Source organism: Azospirillum oryzae, assembly GCF_900177515.1.
GTDB lineage: Bacteria > Pseudomonadota > Alphaproteobacteria > Azospirillales > Azospirillaceae > Azospirillum > Azospirillum oryzae_A.
Genome location: NZ_FXAK01000002.1, coordinates 350,134 through 367,870 on the forward strand (window position 1 = coordinate 350,134; position 17,737 = coordinate 367,870).

A 17,737-nucleotide genomic window follows, 5' to 3' on the forward strand; every position below is an offset into this window, starting at 1 on the left:
CGCTCACTTCGCCGCGAGTGTCGGGTCGTCGTAACGCTTCACCAGTTCCGGCACGCGGCTGGTCCCGTCATAGCAGACGATGACGGCGGAATGGGCCATGTTGCCCTTGCCGTCCGACTTGTAGGTCATGGCGAGACCCTTGAACGTCTCCGACGACAACGCCTTGCGGATGGCGTCGGGGGTCCGGGCGCCGGCCTTCACCGCCTCCAGCACCATCGTCATGCCGTCATACTGGCCGAGCGCGAAGGCGTCCGGTTCCTTGCCGAAGGCGGTGCGGTAGGCGTCGGTGAAAGCCTTGACCTCCGGCGTATCGCCTGAAATGGGCGAGGCCGCGGTCTCGGCGCAGACGCCTTTCAACTCCGCCGGCTCCAGCAGGGCCGCGGTGCTCGGCTGATGCATGGCGGAACCAGCGACGATGGGCAGGGTCACGCCGCTGGACGCCGCCTGCCGCAGCAGCAGCGCGGTCGGGCCGGAATGCAGGTGCAGCACCAGCACGTCCGGCTTGGCGGCCAGCGCCTTGGTCAGCACCGGCAGCAGATCCTTGGCCGCTGGGTCCACCCCCTCCTCGAAGACGGGCGTGACGCCCAGCGCCTTGAAGGCGGCGTCGAGATGGGCCTTGCCGCTCTGCCCATAGGCGGTGGTCTGATAGATGATCGCCGGCTGCCGCTTGCCCAGTTCCTCAACCACATAGCGGGCATGGGCGGCCTTGGTCACGGCGTCGCCGGGGAAGAAGCGGAAGACCCAGGGGTTGCCCTGCTCGGTGATCGAGGCGGTGCCCGACACGGTGACCAGCGGCAGCTTCAGCTCCTGCGCCAGCGGCAGCATCGCCAGCATCTGGGTGCCGAGCATGCTGGCAGCGACCGCCCCGACGGTGCCGCTGCCGGCCGCGCGTTCCAGCGCCGTCACCGCCGCCTCGGGCGAGGTGCCGGTGTCGACAACCTCCGACGTGATGGCGACGCCGGCCGGCGTCTGCTTCAGCGCCAGCACCGCGCCATTGCGCTGGCTGGTGCCCTCCAGAGACAGGAAGCCGGTCAGCGGCACCAGCACCGGAAAGGACAGCGTGTCGTCGGCCCGCGCCGCCGGAGACAGGCAGGACGTGGCCGCCAGCAGGCCGATCAGAAGGGGAAGCGCGCGCCGCATGACCGAAAACTCCTCAACTCGCGCCGGCGACCGGAGCGACGCGGAGGGGACGGGGCGTTTGCGGCTGATCCGTCGGGTTCCGGTCGGCTCCCTTCGCCGGCATGACCCGGATCAGGTTCGATGGGTGTTGTCTCAGCCCCCGCATCCGCCGACCCGGCGAAAGGCAGGGGCACCCCAGCCGTGAACAGGCGGCGAGAGTGTCGCCGCCGGCCCCGTCCTGTCAAGAACCCAACCGGCGGCGCGCCACCAGCGTTTCACGATGCAGGATGTAGAGACCGCTGCCGATGATGACCATGGCGCCGGCGATCACCGGCACGGTCGGCAAATCGCCGAACACCAGCCAGCCGAACAGGCTGGCCCAGACCATGCCGGTATATTCGAAGGGCGCCACCACCGCCGGCGGCGCCCGGCGGAAGGCCTGGGTCAGCAGCACCTGCGCCCCGGCGCCGATCGCACCGACCAGCGCCATCAGCCCCAGCGCGAAGCCGGTCGGTGCGGTCCAGACCGGCACCGTCAGCGCGCCGCTGACCACCGTGGTCGTCAGCAGCAGATAGAGCACGATGGACGCGCTGGTCTCCGTCCGCGACAGGCCGCGCACGGCCAGCGCCGCAAGCGCATAGAACAGCGCGGCGCACAGCCCGACCAGAACCGGCACCAGCGGCGCACCCGCAGACGGTTGCGCCATCACCACCACACCGCCGAACCCGACCACCACCGCCGCCCAACGGCGCCAGCCCACCGGCTCCCCCAGCAACGGGGCGGACAGGGCGGTGATGAACAGCGGCCCGGCGAAGCTCAGCACATAGACGTCGGCCAGCGGAAGCTCGCGGAACGCATAGAAGAAGCATCCCATCGAGATCAGTCCGGCGAAGGCCCGCCAGACATGGCCCAGTGGCCGCCGCGTCCGCATCGCCGCAATCCCGCCGCCGCGCCACAGCGTGTAGCCGCCCACCAGCAGGAAGGCGACCAGCGAACGCACGAACATCAGCTGCGGCACCGGGTAATCGGCGGTCAGGAACTTGATGAGCGTGTCCATCGCCGCGAACAGCAGGATCGCGCCCAGGAAGCAGCCGACGGCATAGGGAACCGAATCGGCCTCGGCAGGCAGCAGGTCGGCGGTCTCGGCGTCGGTCATGGATCTGTTCGGGGCGGCAATGACGGAGAATGCCCACATTATGGGCAAATGCGCCCGCGTCCCAATGCCGCAACCGCAGGTCTGGTAGGCGTGGGGCTTTGGCCGAGTTCAGGCTCCGGATGCCCCCACCTATCCTCCCCCGCTGGGCGGGGGAGAGACTGCCGCTCCCTTTCCGATCAAGCGCTTATCCCCTCCCCCGCCCAGCGGGGGAGGGTTAGGGTGGGGGTCTAACTTTGCCGCGGCCGACACCTCACCGCGACAGCACCATCACCAGCCGCTCCACCGGCGCGTCGTTCACCAGATGCGACTCGACGATCTCGTCGATGTCCTCCGCCGTCTCCGGCCGATACCAGATGCCTTCCGGATAGACCACCATCAGCGGCCCCGCCGAGCAGAAGCCGAGGCAGCCCGTCATCGCCATCCCGACATCGGCCAGACCCTTCGCCTGGATTTTCTGGTCGAGCCGCTGCCACAGCGGGTGGGCACCCTTGGCGGCGCAGCTGCCGCGCGGATGGCCGGGCGGACGCTGCTGGGCGCAGCAGAAGACGTGGTGGCGGAAGGTCTGCGGAATGTCGAGCGGCATCGGGCATGCTCCATAGCCATAAAATTATTATGGGTAAGAAGCATGCCAGAATGCTGCGCTGCGGCAAGGCTTTTTGTAATGCGTCCAACTCTCGATAGCCGCAGGCCGCCCGGCGCCACGAAATGCTTGGTCGGCTGGGCGTTGGCGGTTAAGAATCCCCGACAGGGGGCAATCCAGGAGACGCCGGTGCTGCTGAGCGGGTCGGGTAAGGGACAGCCGGGCGCCGTGCCGGGCTGGGTCGGATATGCGCTGCTGCCGGTCCTCAACCTCGTCGCGGCCTTCGTGCTGTCGGGGCTGGTGATCCTGGTGATCGGCGAGAATCCGATCGACGTGCTGTCGCTGCTGCTGTCGGAGGCTCTGGGCTACCCGGAGGCCATCGGCTACACCCTGTATTACACCACCGACTACATCTTCACCGGGCTGGCGGTCGCCATCGCCTTCCATTGCGGGCTGTTCAACATCGGCGGCGAGGGGCAGGCCTATCTGGGCGGGCTCGGCGCCGGGCTGGTGGCGCTGGCGCTGACCGGCTGGCCCTGGCCGGTGGTGGCGCTGCTGGCGGTGCTGGCGTCGGCCCTGTTCGGCGCCGCCTGGGCCTTCATCCCGGCCTGGCTGCAGGCCAAGCGCGGCAGCCACATCGTCATCACGACGATCATGTTCAACTTCATCGCCGCGTCGATCATGACCTGGCTGCTGGTGGACGTGCTGATCCGCCCCGGCAGCCAGTCGCCGGAAACCCGCGAATTCGATCCGGGCGTCTGGCTGCCGTCGATGGACCGGGCGCTCGGCTGGTTCGGCATCACCATCCCGGCCTCGCCGCTGAACCTGTCCTTCCTCTGGGCCTTGGCCTGCTGCCTGCTGTTCCACATCTTCCTGCGCCGCACCCGCTGGGGCTATGAGCTGCGCACCGTGGGCCGGAACGAGCGGGCGGCGGTCTATGCCGGCATCTCGCCGTCGCGGAACATCATCATCGCCATGCTGATCTCCGGTGCCCTGGCCGGCTTCGTCGGAGTGAACGAGATCCTCGGCGTGCAGCACCGGGTGATCCTGAACTTCACCGGCGGCGTCGGCTTTGTCGGCATCGCCGTCGCCCTGATGGGACGCAACCACCCGGTCGGGATCATTCTGGCCGCCTTGCTGTTCGGGGTTCTGGCGCAGGGCGGCGGCCAGCTGTCCTTCGACTATCCCACGATCAACCGCGAACTGGTGATGGTCATCCAGGGCTTGGTCATCCTGTTCGCCGGCGCGATGGAGAACCTGTTCAAGCCGCAGGTGGAGGCGCTGTTCCGCCGCCGCAGCGCTGCCACCGCCGCAGATGTCGCCACTGGGGGAAGGGGCTGAGCGATGGAGGACGCACTTCTTCTGGCGCTGCAGCTGCTGAGCGCCACCATCCGGGTGGCGACGCCGCTGGTGCTGGCCGCCTTCGCCGGCATGTATTGCGAGCGGTCGGGCGTGGTCGACATCGGGCTGGAGGGCAAGATGCTGGCCGGCGCCTTCTTCTCCGCCGCCGTCGCCTCGGTCACGCTGAACCCCTGGCTCGGGCTGCTGGCCGGCATCGCCGCCGGGGTCGTGCTGGCGCTGGTCCACGGCTTCGCCTGCATCACCCACAACGGCAATCAAGTGGTGTCGGGCATGGCGATCAACATCCTGGTCGCCGGGCTGGCGCCGACGCTGGCCTATGCCTGGTTCCAGCAGGGCGGCCAGACCCCGCTTCTGCCCAACGAGGCGCGCATCCCCGCGGTCGAGCTGCCGGGGGTGGAGGCCCTGTCCGGCATCCCGGTGCTGGGGCCGGTCTATCGCGAATTGTTGAACGGTAACAATGTGCTGATATGGGTGACGCTGGTCCTGGTGATCGCCACCCATTGGGTGCTCTACCGCTCGCGCTTCGGGCTACGACTGCGCGCGGTGGGCGAGAACCCGGCGGCGGTCGACACTGCCGGTCTGTCGGTGACGCGGCTGCGCTATCAGGCGCTGCTGGTGACCGGCGCGCTGACGGGGATGGCCGGCTCGTATCTCTCCACCGGGCATGGCGCCGGCTTTGTCCGCGACATGACCGCCGGCAAGGGCTATCTGGCGCTGGCGGCGCTGATCTTCGGCAAATGGCGGCCGGGACCGACCCTGTTCGCCTGCCTGCTGTTCGCCTTTACCGACGCGGTGCAGGTGCGCCTGCAGGGGGTGGAACTGCCGGGCATCGGCGTCATCCCGGTGCAGTTCATCCAGATGCTGCCCTATGTGCTGACCGTCCTGCTGCTGGCCGGCTTCGTCGGCAAGGCCATCGCCCCGAAGGCGAGCGGCATCCCCTATGTCAAGGAGCGCTGACGCCATGACCTACCCGGCAGAGCTGACCCCACTGATCGAAGCGGCCCGCGCCGCGCGCGGGAACGCCCACGCTCCCTATTCCAAATTCAAGGTGGGCGCCGCCATCCTCGGCGAATCGGGGCGCATCTTCGCCGGCTGCAATGTGGAGAATGCGGCCTACCCGCAGGGCCAGTGCGCCGAAGCGAGCGCCATCGGCGCCATGGTCACCGCCGGCGACCGCCGCATCCGCGCCATCCTCGTGATGGGCGGCGAAGCGGGGGCGGAGGAGATCTGCACCCCCTGCGGCGGCTGCCGCCAGCGCATCCGCGAATTCGCGACGCCGGACACCCCGATCCACATCTGCGATCCGGCCGGCCTGCGGCGGACCTTTTCGCTGGAGACCCTGTTGCCCGAATCGTTCGGCCCCACCAATTTAGCCTTCTGAGCGGAGTTCCCCGACATGACGGCAGCCCGCGCCGCCGCGGACATCCTTCACCGTGCCTCCGGCCATCGGCCGCGGGTCGGCATCGTGCTGGGCTCAGGTCTTGGCGGCATTGCCGACCGCATCGCCGGTGCCGTTTCCATCCCCTATGGCGAGATCGCCGGCTTCCCGGTTCCCAGCGTGTCCGGCCATGCCGGGCGGCTGGTCGTGGGGCAGCTCGGCGGGGTCGAGGTCGCCTGCATGCAGGGCCGCGTCCATGCTTATGAAGGCAACGGCTTCGATGCGCTGAAGACCGCGGTGCGGGCGCTGAAGCTGGCAGGCTGCGACACGCTGGTGCTGACCGCCGCCGTCGGCTCCCTTCGGTTGGAGGTCGGGCCGGGCCGGCTGATGGCGATCAGCGACCATCTGAACCTGCTGGGTTCCAACCCGCTGACCGGCCCGAACGACGAAGCCTTCGGCGAACGTTTCCCCAGCATGACCGACGCCTGGGATCCGGACCTCCGCGCCCTGCTGAAGGAGGTGGCCGCCGGCCTTTCCATCGACTTGGCGGAGGGCGTCTATGCCGCCTATCCCGGCCCGTCCTTCGAGACGCCGGCCGAGGTGCGGATGATGAAGCTGCTGGGCGCCGACGCGGTCGGCATGTCCACGGTGCCGGAATGCATCATCGCCCGACATTGCGGCCTGCGGGTCGCCGGCTGCGCCGTCGTCACCAACCTGGGTGTCGGGCTCGGCGACGGGCCGGTCGACCATCACCAGACCCTTACTGCCGCATCGGCGGCAGCCGCCGACCTGGAACGCCTGCTGGTCGGCTTCCTCGAACGCCTGCATGAAAAGGACGGGTCCCGGTCATGAAACTGTCTGCCGACCTGCAAAGCGCGCTCGACGCCAGCGCCAACGCCCCGTCCGACGCCGATCTGGCGCGCCGTGCCGTGGGCATGCTCGACCTCACCAGCCTGAACGGCGACGACAGCGACCGCGTGGTGCAGGAACTCTGCGCCCGCGCCGTGACGCCGGCGGGGCCGGTCGCCGCCGTCTGCGTCTGGCCGCGCTTCGTCCCTACCGCGCGCAAGGCGCTGGAGGGAACGCCGGTGAAGGTCGCCACCGTGGTGAATTTCCCGACCGGAGAGGCCGATGCCTCCTCGGTGGCGGCGGAGACCCGGCGCGCCATCGCCGACGGCGCCGACGAGATTGACGTCGTGCTGCCCTACAAGGCCTTCATCGACGGCGCCCGCACCCAGCCGATGAATGTGGTGAAGGCCTGCCGCGAAGCCTGCGGCGACAAGGCCTTGATGAAGGTGATTCTCGAATCCGGCGCCTTCCCCGACGCCGACCTGCTGGCCTGGGCGGCCCGCGACGCCATCGCCGCCGGCGCCGATTTCCTGAAGACCTCCACCGGCAAGACGCAGCCGGCCGCGACCCTGCCGGCGGCGGCGGTGATGCTCGACTGCATCTATGAATCCGGCAAGCCGGTCGGCTTCAAGGCATCCGGCGGCATCCGCGACGCGGCGGAGGCGGCGCGCTATCTGGCGCTGGCCGACCGCATCCTGGGCGAAGGCTGGGCAACGCCGCAGACCTTCCGCTTCGGCGCCTCCAGCCTGCTCGACTCGCTGCTGGCGGCGGCCGGGCATGGGGAGCGGGAGGGCGAACGCGAACCGGCCCCGGCGGGAGGCTACTGAGGCATGCTTCCGCAGGAGATCGTCCGCGCCAAGCGCGACGGCCAGCCGTTGGACGACGCCACCATCCGGGACTTCGTGCGCGGCATCACCGACGGCAGCGTGTCGGAGGCCCAGGCGGCGGCCTTCGCCATGGCCGTCTTCTTCCGCGGCATGAGCCTGGACGAACGGGTGGCGCTGACCCGCGCCATGCGCGATTCGGGAACGGTGATGGAATGGCGGTCGCTGGACCTGCCCGGCCCGGTGATCGACAAGCATTCGACCGGCGGGGTCGGTGACAAGGTCAGCCTGATCCTGGCGCCGATGCTGGCGGCCTGCGGCGGCTTCGTGCCGATGGTGTCGGGGCGCGGGCTTGGCCACACCGGCGGAACGCTCGACAAGTTCGAGAGCATCCCCGGCTACCGCGCCAAGCCCGACAACGACCTGCTGCGCCGGGTGGTGAGGGAGGTCGGCTGTGCCGTGATCGGCGCGACCGACGACATCGCCCCGGCCGACAAGCGGCTCTACGCCATCCGCGACGTGACGGCGACGGTCGAATCGCTCGACCTCATCACCGCGTCGATCCTGTCGAAGAAGCTCGCCGCCGGGCTCGACGCACTGGTGATGGACGTAAAGTTCGGCAGCGGCGCCTTCATGCAGCGGTTCGAAGATGCCGAGGCGCTGGCCGACAGCATCGTCACCGTGTCGAAGGGCGCCGGCCTGCCGGCGGTGGCCCTGCTGACCGACATGAACGAGGTGCTGGGCCGCAGCGCCGGTAATGCGCTGGAGATGCGCGAATGTCTCGCCATCCTGCGCGGGGAACCGGCCGAAGCGCGGCTCTATGAGGTGACGGCGGCGCTGGCGGCGGAACTGTTGGCGCTGAGCGGGTTGGCGCCGGACGCTGCGGCCGGGCGCGCCATGGCCGACCGCTCCATCGCCAGCGGCGAGGCGGCGGAGCGTTTCGCCCGCATGGTGGAGGCACTGGGCGGGCCGGCCGATCTGCTGGAGCAGCCGGATCGCCATCTGGAGAGCGCGCCCATCGTCCGCCCGGTCTTCGCAGACCAAGCCGGCTTCGTCGGCGCCATCGACACCCGCGGAGTCGGCATGGCGGTGGTGGCGCTGGGCGGCGGCCGGACCAAGACCACCGACTCCATCGACTTCGCCGTCGGCTTTGACGAGATCGCCGGGCTTGGCGACGCCGTCGGGCCGGGCGAGCGCCCGCTGGCGATCCTGCACGCCCGCACGGAGGCACAGGCCGACGAAGCCGAGCGCCGCCTGCGCGCGTCGGTCACGGTGACGGACACAGCTCCGGGGAGAGGTCCGCTGATTGCGAAGCGTCTGGGGTGAAATGCGCTGAACTCCTTCTCCCCCCTGCTCACGCGCAAACTTCGTTTGCGCTGACGCGACAGGCGGACCTGTGGTCCGCCGAAAGCGGGGAGAAGGTTGGGATGAGGGGGTTCGGCGTAGCCGAAGAGAGCCACGAAGCGGATCCCCCTCACCCTAACCCTCTCCCCGGGGGGGAGAGGGGATCCGGGGCGGGAAAGGGATACGCCACAGTCCCAACCTACCGCCGGAACAGGAACTCGCGGCCGACCTTCACGCGGCGTTCGCCGTCATACTCGATGATGTCGGCGGTCGCGTAGGTCTCGGTCCAGCGTTCGGGCAGGTAGCTGCCGGTGCCGATCACGTCGACCGGGGCGTTAGCCTCCGCCATCAGCCGGCACTTGGCCGGGCCGAAGCCGCTGCTGGCCACGATCTTCACTGCCGGGAAGCCGGCCTCGTCCAGCCGCTCGCGCACGTAATGGATCGCCGCGGCCGAAACGCCGGTGCCGATCAGATAGCGAAGCTGCGTCTCGTCGCGGTAGCCGCGGATGGCATGCGGCGCATGGCGCTCCAGCACGGCGTAGGAGCCGGGCGGGTCCAGCCCCTCGACGAAACGGCCGCCGGGGGTGTCGAGCCGCAGCGACAGCTTGCCCTGGGCGGCCAGTTGCGGGAAGCGGCGGCAAACCTCCAGCCCGTCGGTGATCTCCCGGCCGAAATAATCGACCAGCACGGTCAGGGCCAAATCGGGGAAGGTCTCGTGGAACATTTCCGCCGCGCGCACGGTCGAACCGGCATAGCCGATCAGGGCGTGCGGCATGGTGCCCATGCCCCGGTCCTGCCCGAAATAGGAGGCGGTGGCGTCGGTGGCGTTGCCGACGAATCCCTTGGCGCCGACCTTGCGCTTGGCGCGGTCGGATCCGACGGAGGCGGCATAGGCCATCATCTCCGCCATCTCGGTCCCGGCGCAATGGCGGGCGTCCATGGCGAGGAAGGCGACCTTCGGCAGGTCGGCACACATGGTGAAGGCGTTGTAGGCGGCGACGCTGGCCGGGCCCAGCTTCTGCAGCAGGATCGTCTCGCAATCGACCAGATGATAGAAGGAGCCGGTGATGTACATGATCGGCTCGCCGGCCCCGACCCACTTGCCCTCGGGGTAATTCAGCTCGATCTGGAAGCTGGTGTTGCGCTCCCGCGCCACCGACTCCAGCCAGTCCACCGCAAGGCGCGGGGCGCAGACCACCGGGCGCCGCATGAAGATGGCGTAGGTGACGGTCTTGTCGCCGAACTTGCCGACCGCCTCCTTGGTGCGGCGGAAATAGGTGTCCGTCCAGTCGGGAACCGCGGCGGAGGACGGGTGAAGGGCAGTCGGCCCGCTCCCGGTTGTCTGGATGCCGGCGGGCCGGATACCTGCTGCCCGGCTGCCAACCGATCGGTTATCGCTGTCGCTCATACCCGTCACCCTCGCCTTCCGCCCCTGTCTGCGCCAGAGTCTGCGCATGGTATTGCGGCACATCGTTATGGATGGTCCGGCCGCCGGGCAGGGCCAGCCGGCCGGTTGTGTTGGAATCCCAGCATTATACGCCCCGGGCAGGCGGGGGAAGAGGCTTCCCACCCTGTCAACCCGCGGCGGATGGCTGCGTTGCATTTTTTGACGGGGACAAGATCCCGGTCGCTGGAAAAAACCTCAAATGCTCGCAAAAGAAGCCTGGCCATGAATCAGTCGATCGCCCTCCATCCATCGGCAATCAAAGAAAAACCAGATAAAATGCCATTATTTGACCTACCACTTCCGCGCTTTTAGAGTTTCCGAAGCGGTTCGGCGGCAACAACTCGGCAGCGCGGAATGACCAAGGCATCAGTCTCTGCCGAAGCCGGCCAAGGCAACCTGCCCTCCTTCGATGGGACCGGTAACCGGATCATCCTGGCATTGCTGGGACTGATGCTGGCCTTCGCCGGTGCCGGGATCGGCAGTGCGCTGCTGCTGCGCCCTGCCCCCGCCCAGGGCGCCTATTCCCATGCCCGGATAGAAGCGGCACCGGCCGTCTATGCCGCCCTGCCCACGCTGACCGTCACGCTGAACGACGGCCGCCGGCTGCAGGAGTTGCGGCTGCGCGCCGTCCTGGAATTCGACCCGGCGACCCCGCTGGAGTCGGTCACGCCGCATCTGCCGCGCATCGCCGACGCCATCGAACGGCGACTGCTGGAGGTCGATCCGGCCGAACTGCGCGGGGCGGAGGGGCAGGTCTATGTCAAGGACGCGCTGCGCTATGTCGCCAACAAGACCATGCGTCCGCTGAAGCTTCGGCAAGTGCTGATCCAGGACATGCTGCTACGCTGAGGGCGCGCTTCCCAACGCCCACTCCGACCCCATATCCTGCCGGACCACATTCGTTTGTGGAATGAAGGTCCAGTTGCGCAAGGAGACGGCCGTGGCCGAGTTCGATTTCGACCTCTTCACCATCGGGGCGGGGTCCGGGGGCGTTGCCGCCAGCCGGCGCGCGGCGTCCTATGGCGCCAAGGTGGCGATCTGCGAGGGCAGCCGCGTCGGCGGCACCTGCGTGATCCGCGGCTGCGTGCCGAAGAAGCTGCTGGTCTACGCCGCGCAGTTCCGTGACGGATTCGAGGATTCCTGCGGCTATGGCTGGAACTCGCACACGCCGACCTTCGACTGGGAAGCCCTGATCGCGCGCAAGGACCGCGAGATCGACCGGCTGAACGGCATCTACATCAACATGCTGAAGAACTCCGGCGTCACCCTGTATGAGGGGTTCGGCCGGATCGTCGACCGCCACACGGTCGAAGTCGACGGCAAGCGCTACACCGCCCGCAACATCCTGATCGCCACCGGCGGATGGCCGACGCTGCCGCAGGTCGAGGGGATGGAGCATGCCGCGACCTCCAACGAGGCGCTGCATCTGGAAAAGCTGCCCCACTCAGTCCTGATCATCGGCGGCGGCTATATCGCCGTGGAGTTCGCCAGCATCTTCCGCGGGCTGGGCGCCGAAGTCACTCTGATGATCCGCGGCGACGACCTGCTGAACGGCTTCGACGACGACATCCGCGTCGCCCTGGCGCAGGAGATGCGCAAGCGCGGCATCAACATCATCTCGCGCTGCAAGCCGGCGAAGTTGGAAAAGGGTCCCGGCGGCTATACCCTTACCGACCATATGGGCCGCGAGCATTCGGCCGGCCTGGTGATGGCCGCCACCGGCCGCCGCCCGAACACCAAGAATCTCGGCCTGGAAGAGGTCGGCATCACCCTGAACGAGGCCGGCGCGATCCCGGTCGACGAATGGTCGCGCACCTCCGTCGACAACATCTATGCCATCGGCGACGTCACCGACCGCATGGCGCTGACCCCCATCGCGATCGCCGAAGGGCGGGCTCTGGCCGAGACGCTGTACAACGACAACCCGATGCACATCGGCTACGACAACGTGCCGACCGCGGTGTTCTCGCTGCCGCCGCTGGGCACCGTCGGCCTGACCGAGATGCAGGCCCGCGCCAAATACCCGCAGGTCGACATCTACAAGGCCGGCTTCCGCCCGATGAAGCACACCCTGTCCGGCCGCGACGAGCGGGTGCTGATGAAGCTGGTGGTGGACGGCGAAAGCCAGCGCGTGCTGGGTTGCCACATGATGGGCATGGATGCGCCGGAAATGATGCAGCCGATGGCCATCGCCATGAACTGCGGCGCCACCAAGCGCGACTTCGACCGCACCATTGCGCTCCACCCCTCCACCGCAGAGGAATTCGTGCTGATGCGCGAGAAGGCGGAGCCGGAAAAGACGATCTGACGCCTGCGGAGAACGCTTCGTTGCAATGGCGGCGCGGGGGGCTATCCCCCTGCGCCGCCTTTTTCATGCATGGCGCGCGCCTCCCATGCCCCAAGCGGTATAGCACGCCAAGACAGGGCATTTTTCCTGGAACGCTTCTAAAGGCTTCTGGTTGAGGCATGGAGCGATTGGGAGCGGAGCGGCCTCTCGGTTCCCGATCTCTCCGATCCTCGGCCCCCGCCAACGGGCCACCAGACGCAGGAGGAGTCCCTCGCATGTTCATGCATAACAAAAAGCTCATGTACACGGTTCGCGTGTCGGAGCCAAACCCGGTGCTCGCCAGCCTGATGCTGGAACAGTTCGGCGGCCCGCAGGGCGAACTGGCCGCGGCCATGCGCTATTTCACCCAGGGTCTGGCCGATGAGGATCCGGGCCGCAAGGACATGCTGATCGACATCGCGACCGAGGAGCTGAGCCATCTCGAGGTCATCGGCTCCATCGTCGCCATGCTGACCAAGGGCTCCAAGGGCAAGCTGGCCGAGGGCGCGGAGGCGACCGCCGACCTCTATGCCAACATCACCCAGGGCAACGGCAGCCACACCCTGTCGCTGCTCTATGGCGGCGGTCCGGCCCTGGTGAATTCGGCCGGGCAGTTGTGGACCGGCGGCTATATCGACAGCATCGGCGAGCCGACGGCCGATCTGCGCTCCAACGTCGCGGCGGAAGCGCGCGCCAAGATCATCTACGAGCGGCTGATCAACGTCACCGACGATCCGGGCGTGAAGGATGCGCTGGGCTTCCTGATGACCCGCGAGATTGCCCACCAGAAGAGCTTCGAAAAGGCGCTGTACGCCATCGACAACAACTTCCCGCCGGGCAAGCTGCCGGGCAAGCCGGAATACACCGACAAGTATTACAACATGAGCCAGGGCGAAGGCGACATGCGCGGCCCCTGGAACCAGGGCGCCCAGTGGGAGTTCGTCGACGTCAAGATGGGCGACGGCCCGGTCAACGGCGGCGACGGCAACCCGACGGTCAAGCTGGCTGCGTCGGAACTGGCGGCGGTCAACGCGGTGGCCGCCCGCACGATGTCGAAGCCGGACTCCGACCCGACCACCGGCGCCGACCTGGGCGCCGGGCCGGGCGCCGGCAAGACCAAGACGACCGCCGGCGAGCGGTAAGCGTCTCCGGCATCGCCGTCCCCGTCATTGTGCGGGGACGGCGGTCTCTTCCTCCCGGCGGTGAAGGCCCATCAGCCAGACCAGCAGGCAGAGCGCCGGCACCGCGCCCGCCATCGACAGCAGGAAGAAGCTGACCCAGTCCATCCGCTCCGCCAGCCAGCCGGAGGAGGCGCCGAACAGGTCGCCACCCAGCTTGTAGAGGCTCGACAGCAGCGCATATTGCGTTGCGGTGTAGGCGACGTTGCACAGGCTGGACAGGTAGGCGACGAAGGCCGCCGTCGCGATGCCGGCGCAGACATTCTCCACCGCCACCGTCATCGCCAGCGTCGATACGTCGTTGCCATTCCAGGCCAGCACGACATAGCCCAGGTTCGACACCATCTGCAGGATGCCGCCGATCATCAGGCCGCGCAGCACCCCGACCTTGCCCACCAGCAACCCGCCCAGCAGCCCGCCGGCGATGGTCGCCCACAGCCCGAACAGCTTGCTGACATTAGCGATCTCCACCTTGGAGAAGCCCAGGCTGATGTAGAAGGTCGAGGACATCTGGCCGGCCAGCACCTCCCCCAGCTTGTAGCTGGCGATGAAGGCCAGGATCACCACCCAGCCGCGCCGCTCCATGAACTGGGCGAAGGGCGCCACCACCGCCCCGTAAATCCAGGCGAGCACGACCGCGCTGCGGCCCGACAGGTGCGGCCGATGCCCCAGCCATTCGGCGATCAGCTTTTCGCGGGCGCTGGGCGGCGGCTCCTTCGGCTCGCGGCACAGCAGGATGGTGGCCATGCCGACCATAACCAGCGCCGCCATCACCTCGTAGGCCGTGCGCCAGCCATGGTACTGGGCGATGTAGAGCGCGCCGGCTCCCGCCGCCATCATGCCGAAGCGATAGCCCAGCACCAGCACCGCGGCGCCAGCCGCCTGCTGATGCTCCTCCAGCACCTCGACGCGATAGGCGTCGACGACGATGTCCTGGCTGGCGGAGCAGAAGGCGACCAGCACGGCGCACATCGCCGTCCACCACAGGTCCTGGCCCGGATCGGTCGTGCCCAGCCCCAGCAGCGCCGCGATCAATGCCGCCTGCGCCGTCAGCGCCCAGCCGCGCCGCCGCCCGAACAGCCGCGTCATCACCGGCAGCCGCAGCCGGTCGATCAGCGGCGCCCACAGGAACTTCAGCGCATAGGGCATGGTGACCAGCGCGAACAGCCCGATGTTGGTGCGGCTGACCCCCTGTTCGGTCAGCCAGACATTCAGCGTGGCGCCGGTCAGCGCCAGCGGCAGCCCTTCGGAAAAGCCCAGGAACAGGATCGCCAGCACGCGCGGGTCGCGGTAGACGGACAGGGCCTGCCCCCAGGAGGACAGGCGCCCTGCCCGCCAGGATGTCGCTTTCACCGGGTTAAGCTCCTCTCGGGCGTGGTCGGTTTCCCCCGATGTATAAAGGCCGCGGGCGCAGGCCGCCAGCGACCCTTGTAAATCGGCGGAGAAGCGAAGTTCCTTTCATCTGAAATCACCCCCGGTGGCAGGCGACCTGTCCCAATGGCACAGCATTACCGGCAGGCAGGCCGAAACTGTGGAAAAGTTACCGCGAGTCGCGCTATAGAGTACCCCCCACGGGTTTCGCCGCCGGTCGTTCGCCGCCCGCCCGGCCCCCGTTCCGCAATCGTCAAGGAAGAGCAGGCGCGTCATGGTCGAGCGTTGGACACCCGCCAGTTGGAGGACGAAACCGGCGAAGCAGATGCCGACTTATCCCGACCAGTCCAAGGTCGAGGCGGTCGAACAGCGTCTGTCCTCCTATCCGCCGCTTGTCTTCGCCGGCGAGGCCCGCCGGCTGAAGGCCAAGCTGGCCGAGGCCGCCGCCGGCCAGGCATTCCTGCTGCAGGGCGGCGACTGCGCCGAGAGCTTCGCCGAATTCCACCCCAACAACATCCGCGACACCTTCCGCGTCCTGCTGCAGATGGCCGTGGTGCTGACCTTCGGCGCCTCGATCCCGGTCATCAAGGTCGGCCGCATGGCCGGCCAGTTCGCCAAGCCGCGCTCGGCCGACATGGAGGAGATCGACGGGGTCGAGCTGCCGTCCTACCGCGGCGATATCATCAACGGCTTCGACTTCACCAGCGACGCCCGCGTTCCCGATCCGGAGCGCATGATGCAGGCCTACACCCAGGCCGCCGCGACGCTGAACCTGCTGCGCGCCTTCGCCCAGGGCGGCTACGCCGACCTGCACAAGGTCCATCAGTGGACGCTGAGCTTCGTCGAGAAGTCGCCGGCCGGTGAGCATTTCCAGGAGTTGGCCAACCGCCTGGACGAGACGCTGGCCTTCATGGCCGCCTGCGGCATCACCGCGGAGACGACGCCGCAGTTGCGCGAGACCGACTTCTTCACCAGCCACGAGGCGCTGCTGCTGCCCTTCGAGCAGGCTCTGACCCGCGTCGACAGCACCACCGGCGACTGGTACGACGTGTCGGCCCACATGCTGTGGATCGGCGACCGCACCCGCCAGCCCGACGGCGCCCATGTCGAGTTCCTGCGCGGCGTGAAGAACCCGATTGGCCTGAAATGCGGCCCGACGACCGACCCGGACGAGCTGATCCGCCTGATCGACATCCTGAACCCGACCAACGAGGCCGGCCGCCTGACGCTGATCGTGCGCATGGGCTCCGACAAGGTCGCGGAGAAGTTCCCGCCGCTGCTGCGCAAGGTCCAGCGCGAAGGCCGCACCGTGGTGTGGTCCTGCGACCCGATGCACGGCAACACGGTCAAGTCGACCACCGGCTACAAGACCCGTCCGGTCGAGCGGGTGCTGGCCGAGGCGCGCGGCTTCTTCGAGGTGCATCAGGCCGAAGGCACCCATGCCGGCGGCGTGCATTTCGAGCTTACCGGCCAGGATGTGACGGAGTGCACGGGCGGCGCCCAGGCGATCACCGACCACAATCTGGCCCTGCGCTACCACACCGCCTGCGATCCGCGCCTGAACGCCAGCCAGTCGCTGGAACTGGCTTTCCTGCTGTCGGAAAAGCTGAAGGAAGGCCGCCAAACCCGCGAGGCCCAGCGCCGCGCCGCGATGGCTGCCGAATAAGCATCCGCAAAAAGATCGGGGGGCGCTTTCGGCGCCCCCTTTTTCATGCCCTGATTACCGTTCGATTTCCTTGTTCCAGCGCTGGTTCCAGTCCGGACGCTTCTCGTTGATGACGTCCCAGTCCACCGTGACGGCGTTCTTCATGTAACCCTGGAACTTGGTCATCTCGTCGGCCACCTCGGCCGGCGCGCTGACCTTGGTGTTGGACGGGATCTGCGCGCCGTACTGCAGGGCGGCGAGCTGCGCCTCCGGGCTCAGCAGATAGGCGGCGAGCTTCTGCGCGGCTTCGTTGTCCGGGTTCTTGGCGACGACGCATTCGCCGACCATCAGCACGACCGAGCCTTCCTTGGGCTGGGCATATTCCACCGGAATACCCTTGGCCTTCAGGCTGCCGACGCCGGTCGGGGTCAGCGGGAAGATGGCCGCCTCGTTGGTCTGCACCATCTCGGCGATCTTGGCCGAGCTCGGGATGTATTCCAGAACGTTCGGGCCGATGGTCTTGCGCCAGGTGGTGAAGCCCGGATCGACGTTGGCCTCGGTGCCGCCCTTGATGCGGTTGTACATCAGGAAGGCATGCAGGCCGAAGGAGCTGCTGGCGGCCGACTGGACGACGACCTTGCCCTTGTACTTGGGATCGGCCAGATCCATCCAGCTGGTCGGCGGCGCCCAACCCTTCTCGTCGAACATCGCCTTGTTATAGGCCAGCCCGGTCATGCCCATGTTCACGCCGACCGCCATGTCGCCCTTCATGCGCGACGACGGGTAGACGTCGTTCAGCACCGGCGCGCTGTCCATCTTCTGGCACAGGCCCATGCCGATGGCACGGTACATCAGCCCGTCGTCCAGGAAGACGACATGCATCTGCGGATTGTCCTTCTGCGCCTGCAGCTTGGCCAGGATGTCGGACGAGGTGCCGGGGACCACCACCACCTTGATGCCCGTCGCCTTCTCGAAGGCGGGGAAGACATGCTCGGTGTAGGTCTTCTCCATCGTGCCGCCGTTCATGCCGATATAGACCGTCTTGGTCTGGGCGGCGGCGGGGGTGGAGAGCGCGGCGGCCGCCGTGATGGCGACCGTGGCGAGACCGGTGAGCGACAGGTTACGCAAGCTGGGCATGCATGTCCTCCATTGGGCCAA

The 17,737-nt window shown here is 67.9% G+C and carries 16 protein-coding genes and 1 riboswitch; of the genes, 10 read left to right on the plus strand and 6 right to left on the minus strand.

Going from position 1 to position 17,737, the window contains the following annotated elements:
- Positions 1-3: 3 nt before the first annotated feature.
- The 3 genes from B9N97_RS04630 to B9N97_RS04640 all read right to left on the minus strand — a co-directional run bounded on the left by B9N97_RS04630 (position 4) and on the right by B9N97_RS04640 (position 2,858).
- Positions 4-1,140: an ABC transporter substrate-binding protein gene (locus tag B9N97_RS04630; RefSeq protein WP_085083828.1), complete on the minus strand. Its 1,137-nt coding sequence runs from the start codon at positions 1,138-1,140 to the stop codon at positions 4-6.
- Positions 1,141-1,211: 71 nt separating this feature from the next.
- Positions 1,212-1,327, minus strand: a riboswitch (TPP riboswitch).
- A gap of 33 nt (positions 1,328-1,360) precedes the next feature.
- Entirely contained in the window at positions 1,361-2,275 is a 915-nt protein-coding gene (locus B9N97_RS04635) for a DMT family transporter (protein ID WP_085083830.1), read from the minus strand.
- 250 nt (positions 2,276-2,525) lie between these two features.
- Positions 2,526-2,858: a (2Fe-2S) ferredoxin domain-containing protein gene (locus tag B9N97_RS04640; RefSeq protein WP_085083832.1), complete on the minus strand. Its 333-nt coding sequence runs from the start codon at positions 2,856-2,858 to the stop codon at positions 2,526-2,528.
- A 186-nt stretch (positions 2,859-3,044) separates the two neighbouring features.
- On the opposite strand from B9N97_RS04640, the gene B9N97_RS04645 reads away from it, so the two are divergent.
- From B9N97_RS04645 to deoA, 6 genes are read left to right on the plus strand one after another with little or no spacing between them, the layout of a single operon-like run.
- Complete coding sequence (locus tag B9N97_RS04645; RefSeq protein ID WP_085083834.1) at positions 3,045-4,196, plus strand: ABC transporter permease; 1,152 nt, start codon at positions 3,045-3,047, stop codon at positions 4,194-4,196.
- 3 nt (positions 4,197-4,199) lie between these two features.
- Positions 4,200-5,174 carry an ABC transporter permease gene (locus tag B9N97_RS04650; RefSeq protein ID WP_085083836.1) on the plus strand — a complete coding sequence of 325 codons (975 nt, stop codon included), beginning with the start codon at positions 4,200-4,202 and terminating at the stop codon, positions 5,172-5,174.
- Between the two features lie 4 nt (positions 5,175-5,178).
- Entirely contained in the window at positions 5,179-5,598 is a 420-nt protein-coding gene (gene cdd, locus B9N97_RS04655) for a cytidine deaminase (protein ID WP_085083838.1), read from the plus strand.
- 15 nt (positions 5,599-5,613) lie between these two features.
- Positions 5,614-6,447 carry a purine-nucleoside phosphorylase gene (locus tag B9N97_RS04660; RefSeq protein WP_085083840.1) on the plus strand — a complete coding sequence of 278 codons (834 nt, stop codon included), beginning with the start codon at positions 5,614-5,616 and terminating at the stop codon, positions 6,445-6,447.
- Positions 6,444-7,271: a deoxyribose-phosphate aldolase gene (deoC, locus tag B9N97_RS04665; protein ID WP_085083842.1), complete on the plus strand. Its 828-nt coding sequence runs from the start codon at positions 6,444-6,446 to the stop codon at positions 7,269-7,271. Before B9N97_RS04660 ends, deoC begins: the two co-directional genes overlap by 4 nt.
- Before the next feature lie 3 nt (positions 7,272-7,274).
- A complete protein-coding gene (gene deoA / locus B9N97_RS04670; RefSeq protein ID WP_085083844.1) occupies positions 7,275-8,594 on the plus strand; it encodes a thymidine phosphorylase in 1,320 nt (439 codons plus the stop codon).
- A 217-nt stretch (positions 8,595-8,811) separates the two neighbouring features.
- Here the strand turns inward: deoA and B9N97_RS04680 are convergent, their stop codons facing one another.
- Positions 8,812-10,020, minus strand: coding sequence for a nicotinate phosphoribosyltransferase (locus B9N97_RS04680; RefSeq protein WP_244560556.1), 1,209 nt, complete (start codon positions 10,018-10,020; stop codon positions 8,812-8,814).
- Positions 10,021-10,413: 393 nt separating this feature from the next.
- Here B9N97_RS04680 and B9N97_RS04685 point away from each other — a divergent pair, with 393 nt between their 5' ends.
- The 3 genes from B9N97_RS04685 (at position 10,414) to B9N97_RS04695 (ending at position 13,527) form a co-directional block, all read left to right on the plus strand.
- Positions 10,414-10,908, plus strand: coding sequence for a flagellar basal body-associated FliL family protein (locus B9N97_RS04685; RefSeq protein WP_085083846.1), 495 nt, complete (start codon positions 10,414-10,416; stop codon positions 10,906-10,908).
- A gap of 91 nt (positions 10,909-10,999) precedes the next feature.
- Positions 11,000-12,367: a glutathione-disulfide reductase gene (gene gor, locus B9N97_RS04690; RefSeq protein ID WP_085084679.1), complete on the plus strand. Its 1,368-nt coding sequence runs from the start codon at positions 11,000-11,002 to the stop codon at positions 12,365-12,367.
- Between the two features lie 254 nt (positions 12,368-12,621).
- On the plus strand, positions 12,622-13,527 hold the full coding sequence (locus tag B9N97_RS04695) for a manganese catalase family protein (protein WP_085083848.1): 906 nt from the start codon (positions 12,622-12,624) through the stop codon (positions 13,525-13,527).
- A 24-nt stretch (positions 13,528-13,551) separates the two neighbouring features.
- On the opposite strand, the gene B9N97_RS04700 is transcribed toward B9N97_RS04695, so the two are convergent.
- Positions 13,552-14,916: an AmpG family muropeptide MFS transporter gene (locus tag B9N97_RS04700; RefSeq protein ID WP_085083850.1), complete on the minus strand. Its 1,365-nt coding sequence runs from the start codon at positions 14,914-14,916 to the stop codon at positions 13,552-13,554.
- Between the two features lie 292 nt (positions 14,917-15,208).
- Between B9N97_RS04700 and B9N97_RS04705 the strand changes: the two genes are divergently transcribed.
- Positions 15,209-16,600: a class II 3-deoxy-7-phosphoheptulonate synthase gene (locus B9N97_RS04705; protein ID WP_085083852.1), complete on the plus strand. Its 1,392-nt coding sequence runs from the start codon at positions 15,209-15,211 to the stop codon at positions 16,598-16,600.
- A 54-nt stretch (positions 16,601-16,654) separates the two neighbouring features.
- Here the strand turns inward: B9N97_RS04705 and B9N97_RS04710 are convergent, their stop codons facing one another.
- A complete protein-coding gene (locus tag B9N97_RS04710) occupies positions 16,655-17,716 on the minus strand; it encodes an ABC transporter substrate-binding protein (protein ID WP_143266354.1) in 1,062 nt (353 codons plus the stop codon).
- Between the last annotated feature and the right edge of the window lie 21 nt (positions 17,717-17,737).

Bases quoted from the DNA above. Each gene is read 5' to 3' on its own strand.
- B9N97_RS04630 (WP_085083828.1), bottom strand. From the start codon at position 1,140: ATGCGGCGCGCGCTTCCCCTTCTGATCGGCCTGCTGGCGGCCACGTCC.
- B9N97_RS04635 (WP_085083830.1), bottom strand. From the start codon at position 2,275: ATGACCGACGCCGAGACCGCCGACCTGCTGCCTGCCGAGGCCGATTCG.
- B9N97_RS04640 (WP_085083832.1), bottom strand. From the start codon at position 2,858: ATGCCGCTCGACATTCCGCAGACCTTCCGCCACCACGTCTTCTGCTGC.
- B9N97_RS04650 (WP_085083836.1), top strand. From the start codon at position 4,200: ATGGAGGACGCACTTCTTCTGGCGCTGCAGCTGCTGAGCGCCACCATC.
- cdd (WP_085083838.1), top strand. From the start codon at position 5,179: ATGACCTACCCGGCAGAGCTGACCCCACTGATCGAAGCGGCCCGCGCC.
- B9N97_RS04660 (WP_085083840.1), top strand. From the start codon at position 5,614: ATGACGGCAGCCCGCGCCGCCGCGGACATCCTTCACCGTGCCTCCGGC.
- deoC (WP_085083842.1), top strand. From the start codon at position 6,444: ATGAAACTGTCTGCCGACCTGCAAAGCGCGCTCGACGCCAGCGCCAAC.
- deoA (WP_085083844.1), top strand. From the start codon at position 7,275: ATGCTTCCGCAGGAGATCGTCCGCGCCAAGCGCGACGGCCAGCCGTTG.
- B9N97_RS04680 (WP_244560556.1), bottom strand. From the start codon at position 10,020: ATGAGCGACAGCGATAACCGATCGGTTGGCAGCCGGGCAGCAGGTATC.
- B9N97_RS04685 (WP_085083846.1), top strand. From the start codon at position 10,414: ATGACCAAGGCATCAGTCTCTGCCGAAGCCGGCCAAGGCAACCTGCCC.
- B9N97_RS04695 (WP_085083848.1), top strand. From the start codon at position 12,622: ATGTTCATGCATAACAAAAAGCTCATGTACACGGTTCGCGTGTCGGAG.
- B9N97_RS04705 (WP_085083852.1), top strand. From the start codon at position 15,209: ATGGTCGAGCGTTGGACACCCGCCAGTTGGAGGACGAAACCGGCGAAG.
- B9N97_RS04710 (WP_143266354.1), bottom strand. From the start codon at position 17,716: ATGCCCAGCTTGCGTAACCTGTCGCTCACCGGTCTCGCCACGGTCGCC.